Source organism: Hydrogenophaga sp. LT287 (assembly GCF_055702805.1).
On sequence record NZ_JBVPZC010000009.1, the window covers coordinates 1,728 to 21,157 of the forward strand.

The 19,430-nt window shown below is 64.4% G+C and carries 19 protein-coding genes; 12 read left to right on the forward strand and 7 right to left on the reverse strand.

Annotated features, from left to right (window positions below):
* Positions 1–54 precede the first annotated feature (54 nt).
* From AC0GNR_RS09095 to AC0GNR_RS09105, 3 genes are all read right to left on the reverse strand, one after another.
* Positions 55–999, reverse strand: a complete 945-nt coding sequence (locus AC0GNR_RS09095) for an MBL fold metallo-hydrolase (RefSeq protein WP_472900641.1) — start codon at positions 997–999, stop codon at positions 55–57.
* Positions 1,000–1,039: 40 nt separating this feature from the next.
* The gene (locus AC0GNR_RS09100; RefSeq protein ID WP_472900642.1) at positions 1,040–2,734 is read right to left on the reverse strand and encodes an AMP-binding protein; all 1,695 of its coding nucleotides are present in this window, start codon (positions 2,732–2,734) and stop codon (positions 1,040–1,042) included.
* A gap of 126 nt (positions 2,735–2,860) precedes the next feature.
* A complete protein-coding gene (locus AC0GNR_RS09105; RefSeq protein ID WP_472900643.1) occupies positions 2,861–3,595 on the reverse strand; it encodes an FFLEELY motif protein in 735 nt (244 codons plus the stop codon).
* A gap of 125 nt (positions 3,596–3,720) precedes the next feature.
* On the opposite strand from AC0GNR_RS09105, the gene AC0GNR_RS09110 reads away from it, so the two are divergent.
* Positions 3,721–4,704, forward strand: coding sequence for an esterase/lipase family protein (locus tag AC0GNR_RS09110; RefSeq protein ID WP_472900644.1), 984 nt, complete (start codon positions 3,721–3,723; stop codon positions 4,702–4,704).
* On the opposite strand, the gene phhA is transcribed toward AC0GNR_RS09110, so the two are convergent.
* Entirely contained in the window at positions 4,626–5,480 is an 855-nt protein-coding gene (phhA, locus tag AC0GNR_RS09115; RefSeq protein WP_472900645.1) for a phenylalanine 4-monooxygenase, read from the reverse strand. The two genes, AC0GNR_RS09110 and phhA, sit on opposite strands and share 79 nt — an antisense overlap.
* Before the next feature lie 133 nt (positions 5,481–5,613).
* Positions 5,614–6,744 carry a 4-hydroxyphenylpyruvate dioxygenase gene (gene hppD, locus AC0GNR_RS09120; RefSeq protein WP_472900646.1) on the reverse strand — a complete coding sequence of 377 codons (1,131 nt, stop codon included), beginning with the start codon at positions 6,742–6,744 and terminating at the stop codon, positions 5,614–5,616.
* Positions 6,745–6,862: 118 nt separating this feature from the next.
* Here hppD and AC0GNR_RS09125 point away from each other — a divergent pair, with 118 nt between their 5' ends.
* The 9 genes from AC0GNR_RS09125 to AC0GNR_RS09165 all read left to right on the forward strand — a co-directional run bounded on the left by AC0GNR_RS09125 (position 6,863) and on the right by AC0GNR_RS09165 (position 16,579).
* Positions 6,863–7,336 carry an Lrp/AsnC family transcriptional regulator gene (locus tag AC0GNR_RS09125; RefSeq protein ID WP_472900647.1) on the forward strand — a complete coding sequence of 158 codons (474 nt, stop codon included), beginning with the start codon at positions 6,863–6,865 and terminating at the stop codon, positions 7,334–7,336.
* Positions 7,337–7,435: 99 nt separating this feature from the next.
* Positions 7,436–8,176 (forward strand): GNAT family N-acetyltransferase, encoded by a 741-nt coding sequence (locus AC0GNR_RS09130; protein WP_472900648.1) that lies wholly within the window; start codon positions 7,436–7,438, stop codon positions 8,174–8,176.
* 101 nt (positions 8,177–8,277) lie between these two features.
* Positions 8,278–9,144 (forward strand): HlyC/CorC family transporter, encoded by an 867-nt coding sequence (locus tag AC0GNR_RS09135; RefSeq protein ID WP_472900649.1) that lies wholly within the window; start codon positions 8,278–8,280, stop codon positions 9,142–9,144.
* A 20-nt stretch (positions 9,145–9,164) separates the two neighbouring features.
* Complete coding sequence (gene lnt / locus AC0GNR_RS09140) at positions 9,165–11,033, forward strand: apolipoprotein N-acyltransferase (protein WP_472900650.1); 1,869 nt, start codon at positions 9,165–9,167, stop codon at positions 11,031–11,033.
* Positions 11,034–11,157: 124 nt separating this feature from the next.
* A complete protein-coding gene (gene glyQ / locus AC0GNR_RS09145) occupies positions 11,158–12,078 on the forward strand; it encodes a glycine--tRNA ligase subunit alpha (protein ID WP_472900651.1) in 921 nt (306 codons plus the stop codon).
* Positions 12,079–12,096: 18 nt separating this feature from the next.
* Positions 12,097–14,229: a glycine--tRNA ligase subunit beta gene (glyS, locus tag AC0GNR_RS09150; protein WP_472900652.1), complete on the forward strand. Its 2,133-nt coding sequence runs from the start codon at positions 12,097–12,099 to the stop codon at positions 14,227–14,229.
* A gap of 40 nt (positions 14,230–14,269) precedes the next feature.
* On the forward strand, positions 14,270–14,854 hold the full coding sequence (gene gmhB / locus AC0GNR_RS09155; protein ID WP_472900653.1) for a D-glycero-beta-D-manno-heptose 1,7-bisphosphate 7-phosphatase: 585 nt from the start codon (positions 14,270–14,272) through the stop codon (positions 14,852–14,854).
* Between the two features lie 23 nt (positions 14,855–14,877).
* Positions 14,878–15,639 carry a lysophospholipid acyltransferase family protein gene (locus AC0GNR_RS09160; RefSeq protein ID WP_472900654.1) on the forward strand — a complete coding sequence of 254 codons (762 nt, stop codon included), beginning with the start codon at positions 14,878–14,880 and terminating at the stop codon, positions 15,637–15,639.
* Between the two features lie 13 nt (positions 15,640–15,652).
* A complete protein-coding gene (locus AC0GNR_RS09165) occupies positions 15,653–16,579 on the forward strand; it encodes a M48 family metallopeptidase (RefSeq protein ID WP_472900655.1) in 927 nt (308 codons plus the stop codon).
* Between the two features lie 2 nt (positions 16,580–16,581).
* Here the strand turns inward: AC0GNR_RS09165 and AC0GNR_RS09170 are convergent, their stop codons facing one another.
* Positions 16,582–17,664: an MBL fold metallo-hydrolase gene (locus tag AC0GNR_RS09170; protein ID WP_472900656.1), complete on the reverse strand. Its 1,083-nt coding sequence runs from the start codon at positions 17,662–17,664 to the stop codon at positions 16,582–16,584.
* A gap of 131 nt (positions 17,665–17,795) precedes the next feature.
* On the opposite strand from AC0GNR_RS09170, the gene AC0GNR_RS09175 reads away from it, so the two are divergent.
* Positions 17,796–18,206, forward strand: a complete 411-nt coding sequence (locus AC0GNR_RS09175; RefSeq protein WP_472900657.1) for a MerR family transcriptional regulator — start codon at positions 17,796–17,798, stop codon at positions 18,204–18,206.
* A gap of 18 nt (positions 18,207–18,224) precedes the next feature.
* On the opposite strand, the gene AC0GNR_RS09180 is transcribed toward AC0GNR_RS09175, so the two are convergent.
* The gene (locus AC0GNR_RS09180; protein ID WP_472900658.1) at positions 18,225–18,830 is read right to left on the reverse strand and encodes an IMPACT family protein; all 606 of its coding nucleotides are present in this window, start codon (positions 18,828–18,830) and stop codon (positions 18,225–18,227) included.
* A 125-nt stretch (positions 18,831–18,955) separates the two neighbouring features.
* On the opposite strand from AC0GNR_RS09180, the gene AC0GNR_RS09185 reads away from it, so the two are divergent.
* Positions 18,956–19,402 (forward strand): PaaI family thioesterase, encoded by a 447-nt coding sequence (locus tag AC0GNR_RS09185; RefSeq protein ID WP_472900659.1) that lies wholly within the window; start codon positions 18,956–18,958, stop codon positions 19,400–19,402.
* Positions 19,403–19,430 lie beyond the last annotated feature (28 nt).

Below are 19,430 nucleotides of genomic sequence, written 5' to 3' on the forward strand. Positions count from 1 at the left end.
ATCGTGAGTTTGGTATCCGGTACTGTGCTTGGGTGTGCATGCCAGATACGGGCCCTAGCAATTTCGGATCACATTGTTTTCTATCGTCAACGCTTTGCTCTGCTGTAGTTCGCTTAGAAGGCCCAAGAGCCAGGTGGTGTCTGATTTTCGGTCTGTACCTTTGAATGGCATGGCGGCCTGCAGGTAGGTGGTGTTTGCGCTCCAATCAACCAGTTGATCGAAATCAATCGATTGCCATTCCAACAGCTTGTATTTGATCAAAACCTTTAGACCATGTCTGTGGTGTTTTACAGGATTTTTAACAAAGTAATCGAGCTTGTTTCGCGCTCGCTCCAATGCTTCTTTTGTGTCTTGAAAGATAGGGCCATGTCCAGGAATGACTGTGAGCGGGTTCAGTTCTTCTATGAGGCTGAGTGTTTCAGCCACCTCGTCAAAGGCTGATATCCCTTCTAACTCTGGGAAAACAACGCCGAATCCGTTCTCCCAGAGTGCATCTGCGGAGATGAGAAGCCTGTGGTCTTCTTGGAAGAGGACGATGGAGTGTGGATCGTGCCCCTTGGCGGCGTGGATTTGCCAATCCAATGGCCCGAGCCTGATGGTTGTGCCTGGGGTTAACACGGCGTCGAAGTTAAATTGTGGGCAGTGCTGCCCTGTTGGTTCGTAGGTTAAAGCAACGGGGTTCCAGTCGGCGACATGGCTAGAGTGGCCTGGAGGAATAAGCGTTGTGGCGTTCGGGTACCGTTTCTGGAGCGCTGCATTTCCGCCGCAATGGTCACTGTGCAAGTGTGTATTGAGAATGAGGTCCAAGGGGTGGCCGCTTAATGCGTGATCCACCAACGCCAAGGTTTGCTCAGCATGCGTCCAGTAACCAGTGTCCACCAAGGCGGTGGGTCCATCGCCTTGAACAACGATATTGTTTGCTGACAGCCAGCCTCGCTCAACAACCGAAACGCCAGCAGATGCCAGTTGCTCGGGGATTGAAGGTGAACTTTTATTCAAGAATGTGTCCGCTGAAAGTTGGTGTTGAATATTTTGGTGATTACGATGCTGACCGAAGGGCTCGGCGCAAGATTTTCCCGACGTTCGTCTTGGGTAGTTCGTCGCGGAACTCGATGTGCTTGGGTCGCTTGTAACCGGTGAGGTTGTCGTGGCAATAACGGGCTACGTCCTCTTCACGCAGGGTCGGATCGGAACGGACAACGAACACCTTGACGGCTTCACCCTGCGTTTCGTCTGCGACGCCAATCGCCGCGCATTCGAGCACACCTGGGCACAAAGAGATCACGTTCTCAAGCTCGTTTGGAAACACATTGAACCCGGAGACGAGAATCATGTCCTTTTTGCGGTCGACGATTCGTGTGTACCCGTTTGTATCCATCACGCCGATATCACCTGTGCGCATGTAGCCATCGGAGGTGAAGGCTTGGGCCGTTTCGGCGGATTGGTTGAAGTAACCGGACATGACGTTGGGACCGCGAATACAGATCTCCCCTGCTGTGCCCAGTGTCACATCCAACCCCTGGTCATCTTTGATGGCAATGTCGATGCCCGGAAGGGGTAATCCGATGGTGCCAGTGAAATCTCGGTTGTTGACCGGGTTGTTGGTGCCGATGGCGCAGGTCTCGCTCATGCCCCAGCCTTCCACCATGGTGCTGCCGGTGACAGCCAGCCATTGCCGGGCCGTACCCTCGGATGCCGCCATGCCACCAGCCTGCGACAAAGCCAGGGATGAGAAGTCAAGTTGGCGGAACTGGGGGTTCTGCAGCAGCGCATTGAACAGGGTGTTGACGGCAGGGAGGATGTGAAAAGGCCGTTTCTTCAATGTGTCCACGAGTTTGGGGATGTCCCTTGGATTGGGAATCAGCGTCATGTGGGCGCCCCAGCGCATGTTCAGAAGACTGAGTGTGAGCGCGAAGATGTGGTACAGCGGGAGGGCCGCGATGGCGTTGGTCTTGCGCAGATCGTCCAAACGCTGCAGGGCTGGGTTGAACCAGGCCTCGGCTTGCAAGATTGCTGCGATGACGTTGCGGTGGGTGAGCACGGCGCCTTTGGATAGGCCGGTGGTTCCGCCGGTGTACTGTAAAAACGCTGTCGAATCCAGGGCGGCCTGACTGGGTTTAAGCGCTCGCTCGCCGCCCTCTTTGAGCGCTTGCTTGAAACCCACGATGGTACGGGGGCCAAGCGGGCCGCTCAGCGGCAGTTTGAAGGGGGGGACCATTTTGGCCAGGTGGCGCACTGCAAAACTGATCCATCGGCCGTACCAAAAGCCCAGTAAATCGCCGAGACTTGCCACCACGACATGCTGGATCCCTGTGTGAACGATGATTTCTTCGAGCGTGCCGGCGAAATTCTCCAAAATAACGATCGCTTCAGCGCCGGAGTCTTTGAGCTGGTGCTCCAGCTCACGAGCCGTGTACAGCGGGTTGACGTTCACCACGGTGTAACCCGCACGCAAAATGGCCGCCATGCTGACGAGAAACTGCGGCACGTTGGGCAACATGATGGCGACCCGGGCACCGGCCGACAGCCCTTTGGACTGCAGCCAGGCGCCTAGCGCGGCGCTGTGCGCATCCAGTTCGCCGTAAGACATCCACTGCTCCATGCAGACGGTCACCGGTTGAGCGGCGTTCTTCTTGAACGATTCTTCAAGCAGTGCCGCCAGGGATCGGTACTGCTCGGGATCTACCGTGTGCGGAACGCCGGGTGGGTAATGGGCTAGCCAAGGACGGTTCATAGGGCAGGGCGGGTGCGTTGATAACATCACCATTCTGGCGGGTGATCGTTGCATTCGGCACAGGGACGGCCCTAACACCATGTCACCGAAAGCACAGTTTGGCCTTGGCAGCCACCAGTTGCGGTTTCAGGCGCGCAGGAGTTCTGCTTGAAGCAGTCGTGATGCCGTTGCGGCATCGGCGTCAAACAAGGTGTCGATCCAGCGCCTTTCGCGTTGCTGAATCGCCGTCAGAAAACCCGTGGCGTCGCCCATGGTGGCGAAGGCGTCGAAGCCACGTTCCAGGAACTGCTGAAGGGCGAACAGGCCGGCGGCCTGTGCCGGGCGGCGCATCATCTTCAGGGCCATCCGCAAGGTAACCATGCGGGTGAGGCGCTGCAGCTCGGCGCCCATGTGCAGCACGACGGCCAACTGCCGATCGCGGTCGGCGTGCTGGCCGGTGAGGCGCCAGCATTGGATGTAACGCCGCTCGGCAGGTGTCGCCGGGTCTTGGTCCAGCCAGTGGTTGGCCAGTTGGTGGTCCAGCGTTTCGGTGAGCGCATGGGTTTCGGCCAAATCCACCGCCAGCTGGGCTACGGCTTCCGGGAATAGGCGTTCAATGGCGCTTGCGATGCGGCCAAATTGGCGGTCTCGCTCCCGGAAATCGTGCTCGCCGTACAGCTCTTCCAAAAAAAATCGGGTTGCCGGTGCATGGCGCGTATCGGCCAGGAAGTCGGTGTAAGTGGCGCGAAAGCGCGCAGCCTGCAGCTGCTTGACCTGGTGCACGGCTTGGGCAAGACCTGCCGCGCTGGCCTGTTCGCGCAGCTGCGAGACACGGGCCAGATGCACGCGAATGCGATCGGCGGCTTGGCTTGCTGTGGACATAAGGAGGTCAGTTTAGCCCGGTGCAGCCCGCAGGATTGTGGCAACCCTAGTGTGCGCGCTCTAGCCTGGTCACAAGACAAGCCACAAGAGGTGTCCCGCCAGGCAAAGCGTGGGATAGTCTGCCGATGGCACAGTTTCAGTCTCTTGAGAACTCGCGGTTGGCTAGCTTGCAGCAATGGGCGGTGTGCATGGCGGTGGTGGCGGCGGTCGCGTGGTGCGTGACTGTGTGGCTGCATTCGCCCGCATTGGCTTGGGCAGGGGTTGGGCTGCTGCTGGGCGGCTATGCGTTGGTGCTCGCGCTTGAACTGTTTGCTGTGGCTTGGGTGCACCAAAGCGACCCCGCCCCACGCCCGCGTTGGACCGATCTGGTGGGCGCGTGGTGGCAAGAGGTGCGAATGGCACCGAGGGTATTTGCCTGGCGCCAACCCTTTCGGTGGCGTCAATGGCCCGACACGGTCGCCACTGCGGACGACAAGCCGGCCAGCGAAATGGCTGCCGTGTTGTTTGTGCACGGGTTTGTGTGCAACCGGGGGTTTTGGCACCCCTGGATGCGCGAGCTGCGCCGAATTGGCGTGCCTTACGTGTCGGTCAACCTGGAGCCGGTATTTGGCAGCATTGATGACTATGTGCCCTTGATTGAAGCGGCGGTTCGGCGGGCAGAGGCCTTGAGCGCGCAGGCACCCCGGCTGGTGTGTCACAGCATGGGCGGCTTGGCGGCGCGGGCCTGGCTGGCCGCTGACGCTGCCAACGCAGCGCGGGTGCAACAGGTGCTGACCATCGGCACACCGCACCACGGCACCTGGCTGGGGCAGTTCAGCCACTTGCCCAATGGCCGTCAGATGCGGCTGCACAACCCTTGGCTGCGGGCGCTGGCTAGCACCGAGTCGCAACGGTCGCCTGGCGCCCCTTACCGCCAGTTCATCTGCTGGTATTCCAACACGGACAACATCGTGTTTCCCGCATCCACCGCCACCTTGCCCGGCGCCGACAACCGGCTGGTACCGGGCGCGGCGCATGTGGCCATGGCGTTTCACCCCAGGGTGATGCGCGAGTCGCTGGCCGTGCTGGCGTCGGGCGCCAGCTCGCCTTGCGCAGCAACGGCCTCGTAGAGCGGCGCAAAGTCGGGCGCCGTCAGATCAAACAGCTGGTCAAAGCTGTCGATTACAAAGTAGGTGGCTTGGTAGTCGTCAATTTTGTAGCGCGTGCGCATGCAGCGCAGCAGATCCAGCGCCAGGCGCTGAGGTTGCGCACTGGTGACGCTGTGCCGCAACTCGCCGCTGGAACTCAAAATGCCGGCCCCGTAAGCCCGCAGCCCCTCGGCTTGCTGAATCAGGCCGAACTCAATTGTGTACCAGTACAAGCGCGACAACAGCTCGCCCGCGCCCAGGTCGTGCGCCTTCAATCCGCCGGCACCGTAGCGCTGCACATAGTCGGCAAACACCGGGTTGAACAGCAGCGGCACGTGGCCAAACAGGTCGTGGAACACGTCCGGTTCGACGATGTAGTCGAACTCTTCGGGCTGGCGAATCCAGTCGGTGACGGGAAAGCGCCGGTCTGCCAGGAGCTGGAAAAACGGCCGCTCCGGGATCAGCCCCGGTACCGCTACCAGCTCCCAGCCGGTGGCTGGCTTCAGGCGCGCGTTGATGTCTTCAAAGCGCGGAATCTGGTCGCTGGCACCCAGCGAGGGCAGGGCCTCGATGAACGCATCGCAGGCCAGGCCCGGCAGCAGCGCGCTCTGCCGGGCAAAGAGCCGACGGTAGGTGTCGTGGTCAGCCTCGGTGTAGGCCGCCCAGTTTTGCGCGCAGGTGTAGTCGTCGCTGGCGCGCGCGTAGTCGCCGCGCGGGGGCCGGTCGCTGGCGCCGTACACCACAGGTTCAAAAGCCATCAGAGTCTCCAGGTATTCAAGCGGGGTGCCACACAAGACCTTCGAAAAGGGTGCAGGGCAAGGCGTGGCTGTGCAGACCGTGGCAGCGCCACGGCCAACAGCCGCAACGCGGCCATGCGCCCTTTCTCGAAGGTCAACCTTTCAGCACGCCGCGGCGCATCTGGTCCAGCTCGATGCTCTCAAACAGGGCCTTGAAGTTGCCCTCACCAAACCCCTGGTTGCCTTTGCGTTGAATGAACTCAAAGAAGATTGGGCCCAGCTGGTTTTCGCTGAAGATCTGCAGCAGCAGCTCACCCGGCACCCCGTCCACCAAGATGTTGCGCTGCTGCAGCGCAGCCACGTTTTCGCCGTGCCCGGGAATGCGCTTGTCCAGCAACTCGTAATAGGTGTCGCCGGTGTTGAGCAGCTTCACGCCGCTGAGCTCCAGCGCATCCACCGTGGCATACAGGTCGTTGGAACCCATGGCGATGTGCTGGATGCCTTCGCCGTGGTAGCGGTCCAGATACTCCTGGATCTGGCCCGACTTTTCATTGCCCTCCTCGTTGATCGGGATGCGGATCTTGCCGCAGGGGCTGGTCATGGCCTTGCTTTTGACACCGGTGGCTTGGCCTTCGATGTCGAAATAGCGCACCTCGCGGAAGTTGAACAGGCGCTCATAAAAACCGGCCCATTCGTCCATGCGGCCGCGGTGCACGTTGTGCGTCAGGTGGTCGATGTAGGTCAGGCCGTGGCCCACCGGGTTCAGTTCGGCACCCGGTAGCGGTTCGAAATCCACGTCAAAGAAGCCGATGTTGCCGATGTCGCCGTCTTGCGCGCCGTTCTTGCCGCGCCAGCGGTCAATGAAGTAGATGATCGAGTCGCCAATGCCCTTGATGGCCGGGATGTTCAGCTCGCCGGGGCCGGCGGTGTGGGCGTAGCCCCAGGCGCCCAGCGAAATCGCGCGCTCGTAAGCCGCCTTGGCGTCTTGCACGCGAAACGCAATGGCACACACGCTGGGGCCGTGCAAACGGGCAAAGCGCTGCGCAAAGCTGTCGGGTTCGGCGTTGATGATGAAGTTGATGCCGCCTTGGCGGTACAGCGTCACCGCCTTGTGGCGGTGTTTGGCAATCGGCTTGAAGCCCATGCGTTCAAACAGCGCGCCCATGGCCACCGGGTCGGGCGCGGCGTATTCGATGAACTCGAAACCGTCGGTGCCCATGGGGTTGGCCCATTCCGTGGCGGGGGTGTCGGTTGGGGTGGCGGCTGCGGGCAAGGCTGCGTTCATGCGTGTCTCCGTTATGAATCAAGGTGATCCGCCACTGTATCGGCGCAGGGCATCAAGATTCCAGCGTATGGAGGCGCTTCTTTTGCTCCAAATGCAGGAAACCGGCAAAATGCGGTTGATGCAAGCACTGGACAAGCTCGACCGCCACATTTTGCGCAGCCTGCAGGCCGACGGCCGGGCCACCTACGACCAGATTGCCGAGGTGGTGGGCCTGTCGCCCAGCGCCGTGCTGCGCCGCGTGAAGCGCCTCGAAGACAGTGGCGTGATCGACCGTTATGTGGCCTTGGTGAAGCCCGAAGCCGTGGGGCTGGGGCTCACCGCCTATGTGAACGTGCGGCTGGAGAAACACGCCGAGAGCGCCAAACGCAACCCCATGGACCAGTTTCGCGCCAGTGTGATGGGTTGGCACGAGGTGGTGGAGTGCGCCGCACTCACCGGTGAAATGGACTTTCAGCTGCGCCTGGTGGTGGCCGACATGGCCGCTTATTCGCGTTTCATGATGGACACCTTGCTCAAACACCCCAGCGTGCAGGACTGCAAAACCAGTTTTGTGATGGACCGCGTGAAAAGCACCACCGCTTTGCCGCTGTAAGCCGCATCCAGCGGTCATCAGTCACCCGCCCGTCGGGTTTGTCCGGGTTTAGAGAGGCTGGACCTTGTCGATATAGGGAAAACCCTTATATTTCAGGTCATGTTCAATTCAACCCCCTGGTTCAAGACGGCGTCAGAGGCAGAGGTGCTGGCCGCACCGCCTGCCGCAGCACCCGCCAACGATCCGTCTCCGCGTGCCGCGGGGGCCGCCACATCGGCGGGGGTGCCCATCCGGTCCATAGGCCCTGCTCAGCGGGAGCGCATTGCGGCCCACCTGCTGGCGCTGGAGCCACAAGACCGCTACCTGCGCTTTGGCTACGCCGCCAACGACGAGCAGATTCACCGCTACGTGAACCAGCTGAATTTTGACCGGGACGAGCTGTTTGGCATTTTCAACCGCAAGCTTGAACTGATTGCCATGGCGCACCTGGCCTTTTCGGCCGACCCGAAGTGCATCAGCTGCGCCGAGTTTGGCGTGTCGGTGGCCAAGAGCGCCCGTGGGCGCGGCTACGGTAGCCGCTTGTTTGAGCGGGCCGTGATGCACGCCCGCAACGAGGGTGTGAGCCTGTTGTTTGTGCACGCGCTGTCCGAAAACACCGCCATGCTCAAAATTGCCCGCAACGCCGGTGCGGTGATCGAGCGCGACGGCAGCGAAAGCGAAGCCCACTTGCGGCTCCCACCGGCCGACTTCGATTCGCGGGTGACCGAGCTGCTCAACGAGCACGTGGCACTGGGGGACTACCACCTCAAAGCGCAGGCAAAGCAGTTCTGGTCGGCGCTCGGTTTGCTGCAGGGCATTCGGCAGGGCGTGCGCGACGCGCGCGAACGCTACCGAGGCTGATAGCTTGAGCGGGGAGCCCGATCGCTGGACCTCTGCGTTTTGCATGAAGCCGGGGCCTTGCGGTATCCTTGCGCCCTGTCTTAACACTCTCATACCCTTCAGTGGCCGAATCCCCTCCCAGTAGTGGGCCGCAGCACAGCCTGCGGCATGTCGACAAACGTGGTTTCCTTCAAAAGCTCGCGGAATTCATCCATCCCGGGCCGGACTCCAAGGACGAGCTGATCGAAACCCTCGCCGAGGCCGAGGACAACGACATCATCAACGCCGAATCGCGGGTCATGCTCGAAGGCGTGATCCGCATGGCCGACATGACGGCCGGCGACGTGATGGTGGCCACCCCGCGCATGGATGTGCTCAACATCGAGGCGCCCTACGACGAACTCCTGCATATCGTGATCGACACCGCGCACTCGCGCTTCCCGGTGTTTGAGGGCGAGCGGGAAAACATCATTGGCATTTTGCTGGCCAAAGACCTGCTCAAGCTGCAGCGTGCGCCCGAGCTGAACATCCGCGCCCTGTTGCGCCCGGCCACCTTTGTGCCCGAAACCAAGGGTCTCAACGACCTGCTGCGCGAATTCCGTGGCAACCGCAACCACCTGGCCATCGTCATCGACGAGTTTGGCCGTGTGGCGGGCCTCATCACCATCGAAGACGTGCTGGAAGAAATCGTCGGCGAAATTGAAGACGAGTTCGATGTGGTGGAAGACGAGGGCGATATTTTTTCCCTGGCCGACAGCACCTGGCGCGTCAGTGGCGACACGCCCATTGAGCGCATCAACGAGTCGTTTGGCCTGAAGCTGCCCGAAGAAGACTTTGACACCATCGGCGGCATGATCGCCCACGCCATGGGCCATGTGCCCAAGCGCGGCGAGGTGCACGAGCTCGATGGCCTGCGCTTTGTGGTGTTGCACACCAAAGGCGGCGCGGTGAAGTGGTTCAAGGTCATGCCGGTCTCGGCAGAAGCCTGACCACGACCGTCTGCCCGCCCATGCGCAGCCTGTTCGGATCGCTGCACAACCCTTCGAGTTTTGAGCCGATGAGCCGGCGCCCGCCCGGGCGGCGCGCGCGCAGCGGCGGTGTTGTGTGGGCGCTGCTGTGTCTGGTGGCTGGTGGCCTGCAGGCGGCTGCGCTGGCCTGGCCCTTTCAGGGCTGGAGCCTGCCCGGCACCACAACCGGCCAGCCCAGCGGCTGGTTGCAAATTGCTTCGCTGGCCATGCTGGTGCTGGCCTTGCAGCACAGCGCTCGCCTGGGCAGTGCAGCCTGGCGGGGCTGGCTGTTTGCCACCGCCTGGCTGGTGGGCACTTTCTGGTGGCTGTTTGTGTCCATGCACACCTACGGTGGGCTCTCGGCCTGGCTGGCTGCGCTGGCCGTGCTCGCGTTGGCGGGGGCTCTGGCGCTGTATTACGCGGTGGCTGCTGCGCTCTTGTACCGCTGGGCACCGTTGTCTCGCGGCGCGCAGGCGCTGTTGTTTGCCGCCGTCTGGACGCTGGCTGAGCTCGCCCGTGGCCGCTGGCTCACGGGGTTCCCCTGGGGCGCAGGCGGTTACGCGCAGGTTGACCAGATGGCTGCCTGGGCTCCGCTGGTGGGCGTTTACGGCATGGGGTGGTTGGCGGCTGTGCTGGCCTACGCGCTGGCTTCGGTGGCGTCTGGGGCTTGGGCGGCTCTGGGCGACTGGTTGCTGAAGCCGACCCGCCGTGCGGTGCACCGTTCGGGTGTGCCGCCACTGGTGGCTACGCAAACCGCTTTTCAGTGGGCCCGCGTGGGGCGCGCTGCCCCGGCGGCCGTGCTGCTGCTGGCGCTGGTGTGGAGCGTGCTGGGCGGGGGCGAAGCCTGGCGGGCCCATGGGCAGCGCGATACCGCCAGCGCCGGCACGCTGCGGGTGTGGCTGCTGCAGGGCAACGTGGCGCAAGACGAAAAATTTGAAACGGGCACCGGGGTGGCGCAAGCGCTGGCCTGGTACCCGCAGCAAATGGGTGCCGCGGTGGCGGCGGCCAAGGCCGGCGCAGCCGATGCCCCGCAACTGGTGGTGGCCCCCGAAACCGCGCTGCCCTTGTTGCCGCAGCAACTTGGCCCCGAGTTTTGGCAGCCGCTGCTGGGCGGGTTGGCGCAGCCCGGCGTGGCTTCGCCGGTGCAGGTGCTGCTGGGCTTGCCGCTGGGGAGTTTTTCGCAGGGCTACACCAACTCGGCCTGGGGCTTGTCGCCGGCGTCGGCGGCCGTAGCGCGCGACCAACTGGCCCGCGCCACCGACCCACAAGCCCCGTTGAGCCTGGCGACGGATGGTTTTTACCGCTACGACAAGCACCACCTGGTGCCGTTTGGCGAGTTCATTCCGCCGCTGTTTCGCTGGTTTATTGACCTCATGCACATTCCGCTGGGCGACTTCAGCCGGGGCACGCTGGCACAGGCGCCCTGGGCGGTGGATGGGCAGCGCCTGGCTCCCAATATTTGTTACGAGGACCTGTTTGGTGAAGAGCTGGCCGCGTCGTTCCGCGACCCGGCCCAGGCTCCCACGGTGCTCGTCAACCTGAGCAACATCGCCTGGTTTGGCGACACGGTGGCCATTGACCAGCACCTGCACATTTCGCGGCTGCGCGCCCTGGAGTTGGGTCGGCCCATGCTGCGCGCCACCAACACGGGCGCCACCGCCGTGATCGACCACCGCGGCGTGGTGACCCACCAGTTGCCCCGGCTGACGCGCGACCGCCTCGAAGCCACGGTGCACGGCCGCAGCGGCACCACACCCTACGCCCGCTGGGCCGCCCAGTGGGGCCTGTGGCCGCTGTGGGTAGCGTGCCTGGCCGTGGTGCTGGTGTTTGCCGGCGCCCGCCGCCAGCGCACGCGTCTGCGGCGGGGCTGAGCGCGCGCCATTTGGCCGGGCCGGCGGCCCCGTAAAATCAGCGTTCTGTGCAGCAGGCCCGGCCGGGCCCGCTGTCTCCACACCAAGACCACTTCAGCCCGGGCAACGCCCTGGCCCCACGCGCATGTTGACCTTCCAGCAAATCATTTTGAAACTGCAGTCCTACTGGGACGCCCAGGGCTGCGCACTGCTGCAGCCCTACGACATGGAAGTGGGCGCGGGCACCAGCCACACCGCCACTTTCTTGCGCGCCCTCGGCCCCGAGCCCTGGAAAGCCGCCTATGTGCAGCCCAGCCGCCGCCCCAAAGACGGCCGCTACGGCGAAAACCCCAACCGCTTGCAGCACTACTACCAATACCAGGTGGTGCTCAAGCCAGCGCCGTCCAACATCCTGGAGCTGTACCTTGGCTCGCTGCAAGCGCTGGGCTTCGACTTGAAAAAGAACGACATCCGCTTTGTGGAAGACGACTGGGAAAACCCCACGCTCGGCGCCTGGGGCCTGGGCTGGGAAGTCTGGCTCAACGGCATGGAAGTGACCCAGTTCACCTACTTCCAGCAGGTGGGCGGCATCGACTGCCGGCCCATCACCGGCGAGATCACTTACGGCCTGGAGCGCCTGGCCATGTACTTGCAGGGCGTGGACAACGTGTACGACCTGGTCTGGACGAAAGCCGCCGACGGCACGGTGCTGAGCTACGGCGACGTGTACCTGCAAAACGAAAAAGAGCAGTCGGCCTACAACTTTGAACACGCCGACGCCGACTTTTTGTTCACCGCCTTCACCGCCCATGAAAAGCAGGCCAAGCACCTGATGGAGCAGCAGCTCGCCTTGCCCGCCTACGAGCAGGTGCTCAAGTGCGCGCACAGCTTCAACCTGCTGGACGCCCGCGGCGCCATCAGCGTGACCGAGCGCGCCGCTTACATTGGCCGCATCCGCAACCTGGCGCGTGGCGTGGCGCAAAGCTATTACGAGAGCCGCGAGCGGCTGGGCTTCCCCATGGCGCCGCGCGCCTGGGTGGAGCAAATGCCGAAGAAAGCCGCCTGAGCGCTGGAGAACCCCAAGATGACCACCCAAAACCTGCTCGTAGAACTTTTTGTGGAAGAGTTGCCGCCCAAGGCGCTCAAGAAGCTGGGCGACGCCTTTGCCGGTGTTCTGTTTGACCAGCTCAAGGCCCAAGGCCTGGCCGGCGCCGATTCGGCCGTAACCGCGTTCGCCTCACCGCGCCGCCTGGCCGCGCACGTCACCCATGTGTGGCTCAAAGCCGAAGACAAGGCCGTGCAGCAAAAGCTGATGCCTGCGGCCGTGGGCCTGGACGCCAGCGGCAACGCCACACCCGCACTGCTGAAAAAGCTGGCCGCGCTGGGGGCCGACGTGTCCGACCCGGCCGCCGCCTTGGCCGCGCTCAAGCGCGAAGGCGAAGGCAAGGCCGCCGCGCTGTTTTACGACAGCCTTGTGACCGGCGCCACGCTGGACACCGGCCTGCAAAAAGCGCTGGATGAAGCGCTGGCCAAGCTGCCCATTCCGAAGGTGATGAGCTACCAGCTGGAAAGCGACTGCGAGCTGCCGGGCTGGAGCAGCGTGCACTTTGTGCGCCCCGCCCACGGCCTGGTGGCGCTGCACGGCAGCACCGTGGTGCCGGTGAAAGCGCTGGGGCTCACCGCCGGCAACACCACGCACGGCCACCGCTTTGAAGCCGCGGTGGACCCCGTGGTGCTGGTCGACGCCGACCACTACGCCGAAACCCTGCTGCGCGACGGCGCGGTGCTGGCCAGTTTCAACGACCGCCGCTTCGCCATCGTGCAGCAGCTGGCCCAAGCCGCCGAGCGCCTGGGCCCGGGCTTTGAAGTGCTCATGGACGAAGCCCTGCTGGACGAAGTGACCGCCCTGGTGGAGCGGCCCAACGTGCTCACCTGCGGCTTTGATGCACAGTTTCTGGACGTGCCGCAAGAGTGCCTGATCCTGACCATGAAGGCCAACCAGAAGTACTTTCCGCTGGTGGACACCCAAGGCAAGCTGACCAACCAGTTTCTGGTGGTCAGCAACATCAGCCCCGACGACGCCAGCGCCGTGATTGGCGGCAACGAACGCGTGGTGCGCCCGCGCCTGGCCGACGCCAAGTTTTTCTTTGACCAGGACCGCAAGAAGACGCTGGCTTCGCGCGTGGAAGGCCTGGGCAAGGTGGTGTATCACAACAAGCTGGGCACGCAGGGCGAACGGGTGGAGCGCGTGCGCGCCATTGCCCGCGCCATCGGCCAGCAGCTGGGCGGCGATGCGCTGGCCCACAGCGCCGATGCCGCAGCCAACCTCGCCAAGACCGACCTGTTGACCGACATGGTGGGCGAGTTCCCCGAGCTGCAGGGCATCATGGGTGGCTACTACGCCCGCCACGACGGCCTGGGCGAAGACATTGCCTTCGCCATTGAAGACCACTACAAACCGCGTTTCGCCGGCGACGAACTGCCGCGCAACATGACTGGCGTGGTGGTGGCACTGGCCGACAAGCTGGAAACCCTGGTGGGCATGTTTGGTATTGGCAACCTGCCCACGGGCGACAAGGACCCGTTTGCGCTGCGCCGCCATGCGCTGGGTGTGATCCGTATGTTGGTCGAGAAAGACCTGCCGTTGAGCCTGGGCGCGCTGGTGGCCAGCGCGGTGCCTGCGTTTGGCAACAAGATCACCGACGCTACGTCTGCGCTGACCGATTTCATCTACGACCGCCTCGCCGGCAGCCTGCGCGAGCAAGGCTACAGCGCGCAGGAAGTGGACGCCGTGCTGGCTCTGCGCCCGCAGCGCCTGGCCGACGTGGGCCAGCGCCTGCAGGCCGTGCGCGCTTTCGCGGCGCTGCCTGCTGCAGCCGCGCTGGCGGCGGCCAACAAGCGCATCGGCAACATCCTGAAAAAGTCCGAAGGCGAGGGCGCTGCGGTGCAAGAAAGCCTGCTGGTCGAGGCCGCTGAGCAAGGCCTGTTTGCCGCCATGCAGGCCACCGTGCCCGCCGCCGACGCCGAGTTCGCCAACGGCGACTACACCGCTTCGCTCATGACGCTGGCCGCCCTGCGCGTGCCGGTGGATGCGTTCTTTGACGGTGTCATGGTCAACGCGGAAGACGCGGCCCTGAAGGCCAACCGCCTGGGCCTGCTGAAAAACCTGCACGAAGCCATGAACCGCGTGGCCGACTTGTCGCGTCTCGCCGCCTGACCGGCGGGCGTACCGCCACGTCCCCCTGAAGGAGCACCGTATGAAACTGCTCATCCTCGACCGCGACGGCACGCTCAACCGCAACCGCGACGACTACGTGGCTTCGCCCGACGAGTGGGAAGCACTGCCCGGGGCGCTGGAGGCGGTGGCGCGGCTCAACCAGGGCGGCTGGCGCGTGGTGTTGGCCACCAACCAGAGCGGCATTGGCCGGGGCCTGTTTGACATGGCTTCGCTCAACGCCATCCACACCAAAATGCACCGCCAGCTGGCCGTAGCCGGTGCCCGCGTGGAGGCGGTGTTTTTCTGCCCGCACGCGCCTGAAGACGCCTGCGCTTGCCGCAAGCCCGCGCCGGGGCTGTTTGTGCAAATCGGGGCGCGTTTCGGCGTGGATCTGGCCCGCGTGCCAGCCGCGGGCAACGCGGTGCGCCATGTGCAGGCGGCTGCGGCGGCGGGTTGCCCAACGCATCTGTTGCTCACCGGCCAGTCGGAAGCGCTGCGCCCGCGCAACGGCCTGGCACCCGACGCCAACCTCGTTCCGTCCATCCCCAGCCTCCCGCCCGGTACCCAGGTCCATGCCGATCTGTCCGCTTTTGCCGACTGGCTGCTCTCGCAGCCGACGGATTGACCCCTTGCATTGATGGCCTCCCCATGATCGTGATCAACTTCCTGCGTTCTGTTTTGCACCTGCTTTTCATGGCGGTCACGGTGGTGCCGTGGGCGCTGGCGGTGGTGGCCGTGGCGCCGTTTCTCAAGCCCGATCAGATCTACTGGATGTGCGCCCGCTGGCTCAAGCTGGCGGTCGATGGCGGTACGGTCATTCTGGGCATCCGCAACAAAGTCATTGGTTATGAAAACCTGCCGGTGGGCAGCACCGCGCCCGCCGTGTTGCTGGTCAAGCACCAGTCCACCTGGGAAACCTTTTGCATGCCCGCGCTCATGCCGCACCCGCTGGCCTATGTGTTCAAAAAAGAGCTGCTGCGCGTGCCGTTTTTTGGCTGGGCCATGGCCCGCATGGACATGATCCACATCGACCGCGCCGACGGCGCCCGCGCGTTCGTCAAAGTGGTGCAGCAAGGCCAACGCCTGCTGGACCGGGGCACCTGGGTCATCATGTTTCCCGAGGGAACCCGCATCGACCGGGGCCAGCAAGGCACCTACAAAACCGGCGGCACGCGCCTGGCCATCCGCACCGGCGCCCCGGTGATTCCGATTGCGGTCACGTCCGCCAAATGCTGGCCACGCAAGGCCTTCATCAAGAAGCCGGGTGTGGTGGAGTTTTCCATTGGCAAGCCCATTCCCAGCGCCGGCCGCCAGGCCGACGAGCTGATGGCCGAGGTGGAAGCCTGGATCGAGGCCGAAATGCGGCGCCTGGACCCGAGCGCGTACCCAGCTGAGGCCGCCAAGGTCTGAGCGCCCAGGTGCCATGAAGCGCCTGATGCAGCTCGCGCTGGACTTTCTGGGCGGTCCCGACCCGCTGCCCCCGCCCACCCGCGAAGCCGTGGCGGCCACGCCGTCCGCGGTGTGCCCCAAGCCCGACCCCACCGCGCCACCCGCCGAGCCGCTGAGCCAGGTGTTTCAGCCCGGCACCTGGCACCACCCCCGGGCCAACCGCCTGCTGGTGCTGGGCAGCTGTGAAGTGGCCTACGAATTCAAACGCGGCAAGCGCCGCACCATTGGCCTGTCGGTCGGGCCCGATGGCCTGAGTGTGAGCGCACCGCGCTGGACGCCGGTGGGCGAGGTGGATGCACTGTTGCACACCAAGGCCGCGTGGGTGCTGGAAAAACTGCAGCGCGCCCGCGAGCGTGCTGGCGAGCTGGCGCAGGCGCGCACCGTGTGGGCCAACGGCGCCGAGCTGGACTTTCTGGGCCAGCGCGTGCGCCTGGTGCTCGACCCCGCGCACGGCTTCACCCAGGTGGGCGCGGTGCTGGAGGCGGCCGCCGCCGAGCCGCCCGATGCCCTGGCCACGCTGCGCCTGGGGCTGGCCCACAGCGCCAGCGAAGCGCAGATACGCGACGCCGCCCAAGCCTGGCTCATGCGCCAGGCCAAACGCCTGTTCACCGAGCGGTTGGACCACTTTGCGCCGCTGCTGGGTGTGCGCTACGAAAAACTGCGCCTGTCCAGCGCCGGCACCCGCTGGGGCAGCGCCAGCGCCGACGGCACCATCCGCCTCAACTGGCGGCTCATTCACTTGAAGCTGGAAATGGTGGACTACGTGGTGGTGCACGAACTCAGCCACCTGCGCCACATGGACCACAGCCCCCAGTTCTGGGACGTGGTGGCCAGCATCCTGCCCGACCATCAGCAGCGCCGCCAGGCGCTCAAGCGCGCGGCCGTGCCCTTGGGTGAGTGAGCTCAGGCTGGACGGAATCGAAACACGCCGTCCTCACTCCGGCTGCGCACCAGCTGCCCGCCGTGCCACAGCCGGTGCAAATGCGCCACCGCCTCGCCCATGGCAAAGGTAGTCTGGTGCAGGTCGAGCGGGCGTTTGAACATCACGGGCAAGATGTCGGCGGCGCTGCAGGGCTGGGCCTCGCAGGCTTCGAGCACCTCGGCCAGGCGGTCGGCGTGGTGGTCTATCAGTTGCTGGATGCGTTCGTGCAGGCCGGTGAACGGCTTGCCGTGGGACGGCAGCACCAGTGTGTGGGCGGGCAGGGGCAGGTACTTGTCCAGCGAGTCCAGAAACAGGGTCAGCGCGTCGGCTTCGGGTTCCTGGTCGTACACGCTCACGTTGGTGGAAATGCGGGGCAGCACCATGTCGCCGCTGATCAGCACGCCCAGTGCTGGGCAGTGCAAGGCCATGTGTTCGGGCGCGTGGCCGTAGCCGCTGATGCAGTGCCAGGCGTGGCCGCCAATACTGAGTTGTCCGCCGTCCATGAGGCGGCGGTACTGGCGGGGCACGGCCGGAACCAGGTTGGGGTAGTAGCTGGCACGGCCCCGAATCTGGGCCAGTTGGTCGGCGTCGGTCAGGCCTTGCGAGGCAAAAAACGCGGCCGCTGCGTCGCCGCCAAAACCGGTGGTGCTGTGGCTGCCGATGCTGGCCATGGCGTGGTCGGTGGCGCTGATCCAGAGGCGGCAGTCGTCTTGCTCGGTGGTCCAGCGCTGGCACAGCCAGTGGGCCAGGCCAATGTGGTCGGGGTGCATGTGCGTCACCACCACCCGCAAAATGGGCAGGCCTTCCAGCTCGTGCTCAAACACGCTTTCCCACTGGGCTTTGGAGGCGTCGTGTGCGATGCAGCAGTCCACGGCGGTCCAGCCCTCGCGGCCTCCGTGGGTGTCGCGCAGCAGCCAGAGGTTGATGTGGTCCAGCGCAAACGGCAGCGCCATGCGCAGCCACTTCACGCCGGGTGCCACGGTGAGCGCACGGCCCGGCTCTGGCAGCGCATCCCCTTGGGGGTAGTGCAGGCGTGCTTCAAGTTGCGCTTTGTCTGGCTGCATGGGTGGGTGATTCCGGTAAGATGGCTCAGAGTGACGTTAACGTAAACGTCAAGATTCGGGCCATTCTACGGAGCGGTGCTCCAGCGCCCTGTCTGCAACCCGACACGACCCACCGAGCCCCAACAGCCCCCATGGCGACCCAGACGACTTTCACCATCAGCGACCTCGCGCGCGAGTTTGACCTGACCACGCGCGCCATTCGCTTTTACGAAGACATGGGGCTGCTGCAGCCGCAGCGCGAAGGCCCGGGTGGCCGCAACCGGGTTTACAGCGCGCGCGACCGCACCCGGCTCAAGCTCACGCTGCGCGCCAAACGCCTGGGGCTGTCGCTGAGCGAGGCCAAGGAAATCATCGAGATGTACGACAGCCCGCGCGACACCGGGCCGCAGTTGCGCAAGTTCTTGACGATTCTGGCCGACCACCGGCGCCAGCTGGAAGAGCAAATGGCCGACCTGGTGGCCAACCTGGACGAGGTGAAAGTGCACGAAAAAGAAGCGCGTGTTTTGCTGGCCAAACTGGACAAGGCGGGCAAAGCCGGTTGACCCGTTTGCGGTCTGCGTTCAACCGTCGACGTCTTCCGGCGCACCGAGCCACAGTACTTTGCCTTGCCCCGCGTCGTTGATGCGTTGCACCAGCGCCGCAGCGTGTGACTCGGGCACGCGCAGGGTGGCGCTCACCCCCTCGCCATGGGCCACGTCCAGCAGGCTGGCGCCGTGCGCGTCCAGCTCGCGGCGCAGCCAGCCCTCCAGCGCGTAGGGCAGCACGCAGCGCAGCGTCAGGTGGCGCACCACCGGTATTTTTTCAGCCTTCAGCAGCGCCTGCGCCACGCTGTCGGTGTAAGCCCGCACCAGGCCACCCGTGCCCAGCGGCGTGCCGCCGTAGTAGCGCACCACCGTGGACAGCACGCCTTCCAGGTCTTGGTGGCGCAACACCTCCAGCATGGGGCGCCCAGCGGTGCCGCCGGGTTCGCCGTCGTCGTTGGCTGCTGAATGCCCGCCCGCCATGAGCGCCCAGCACACATGCGTGGCGCTGGGGTGTTCAGTGCGCAATTGCGCCACACGGGCCAGCGCGGCCTGGCGGTCCGGGACCGATTCCACGCAGCCCAGAAAGCGGCTCTTCTTGATGATCAGTTCGCTGTGGACCGGGGCGGGCAGGGTGTAGGGCATGGGGCTTGAAGCATATCCGGCGGGCCGCCCCGTGCCTGTGCTCGCTGGTCATCAGGGTTGCCCCGACTTGCCGACCCGGCGGCGATTCGCGCATAATTGACGTTTACGTAAACGTCAACCAAGCCATGACCTCAGCCTCTACCGAACACGCCGCCCTGCGCCAGCGCGTGCAGTCCAGTCTGGACCGCCAGGGCATGATGCAGCAACTCGGCGTGCGCCTGCTGGCCGTGGCGCCCGGCACGGTGACGCTGGCATTGCCGTATTCGGACCGCGTGACGCAGCAGCAAGGCGGTTTTCATGGCGGTGCCATGGGCGCGCTGGCCGATATTGCGGGCGGTTATGCCGGCTTGACGGTGGCACCCGAGGGCATGGAGGTGACCACGGTGGAATACAAGATCAACTTCCTCGCGGCTTTTCAAGGTGGTGAGCTGCAGGCCACCGGGCGCGTGCTCAAGGGCGGCAAGCGCATCATCGTCACCATGGCCGACGTGGTGCATGTGGCCGCCGACGGCAAGCGCACAGATTGCGCGGTGATGCAGCAGACGCTGGTGCCGGTGCCCAAGACGTATTGATTTTTCTCGCGTGCGCTCTTGTTGAGGG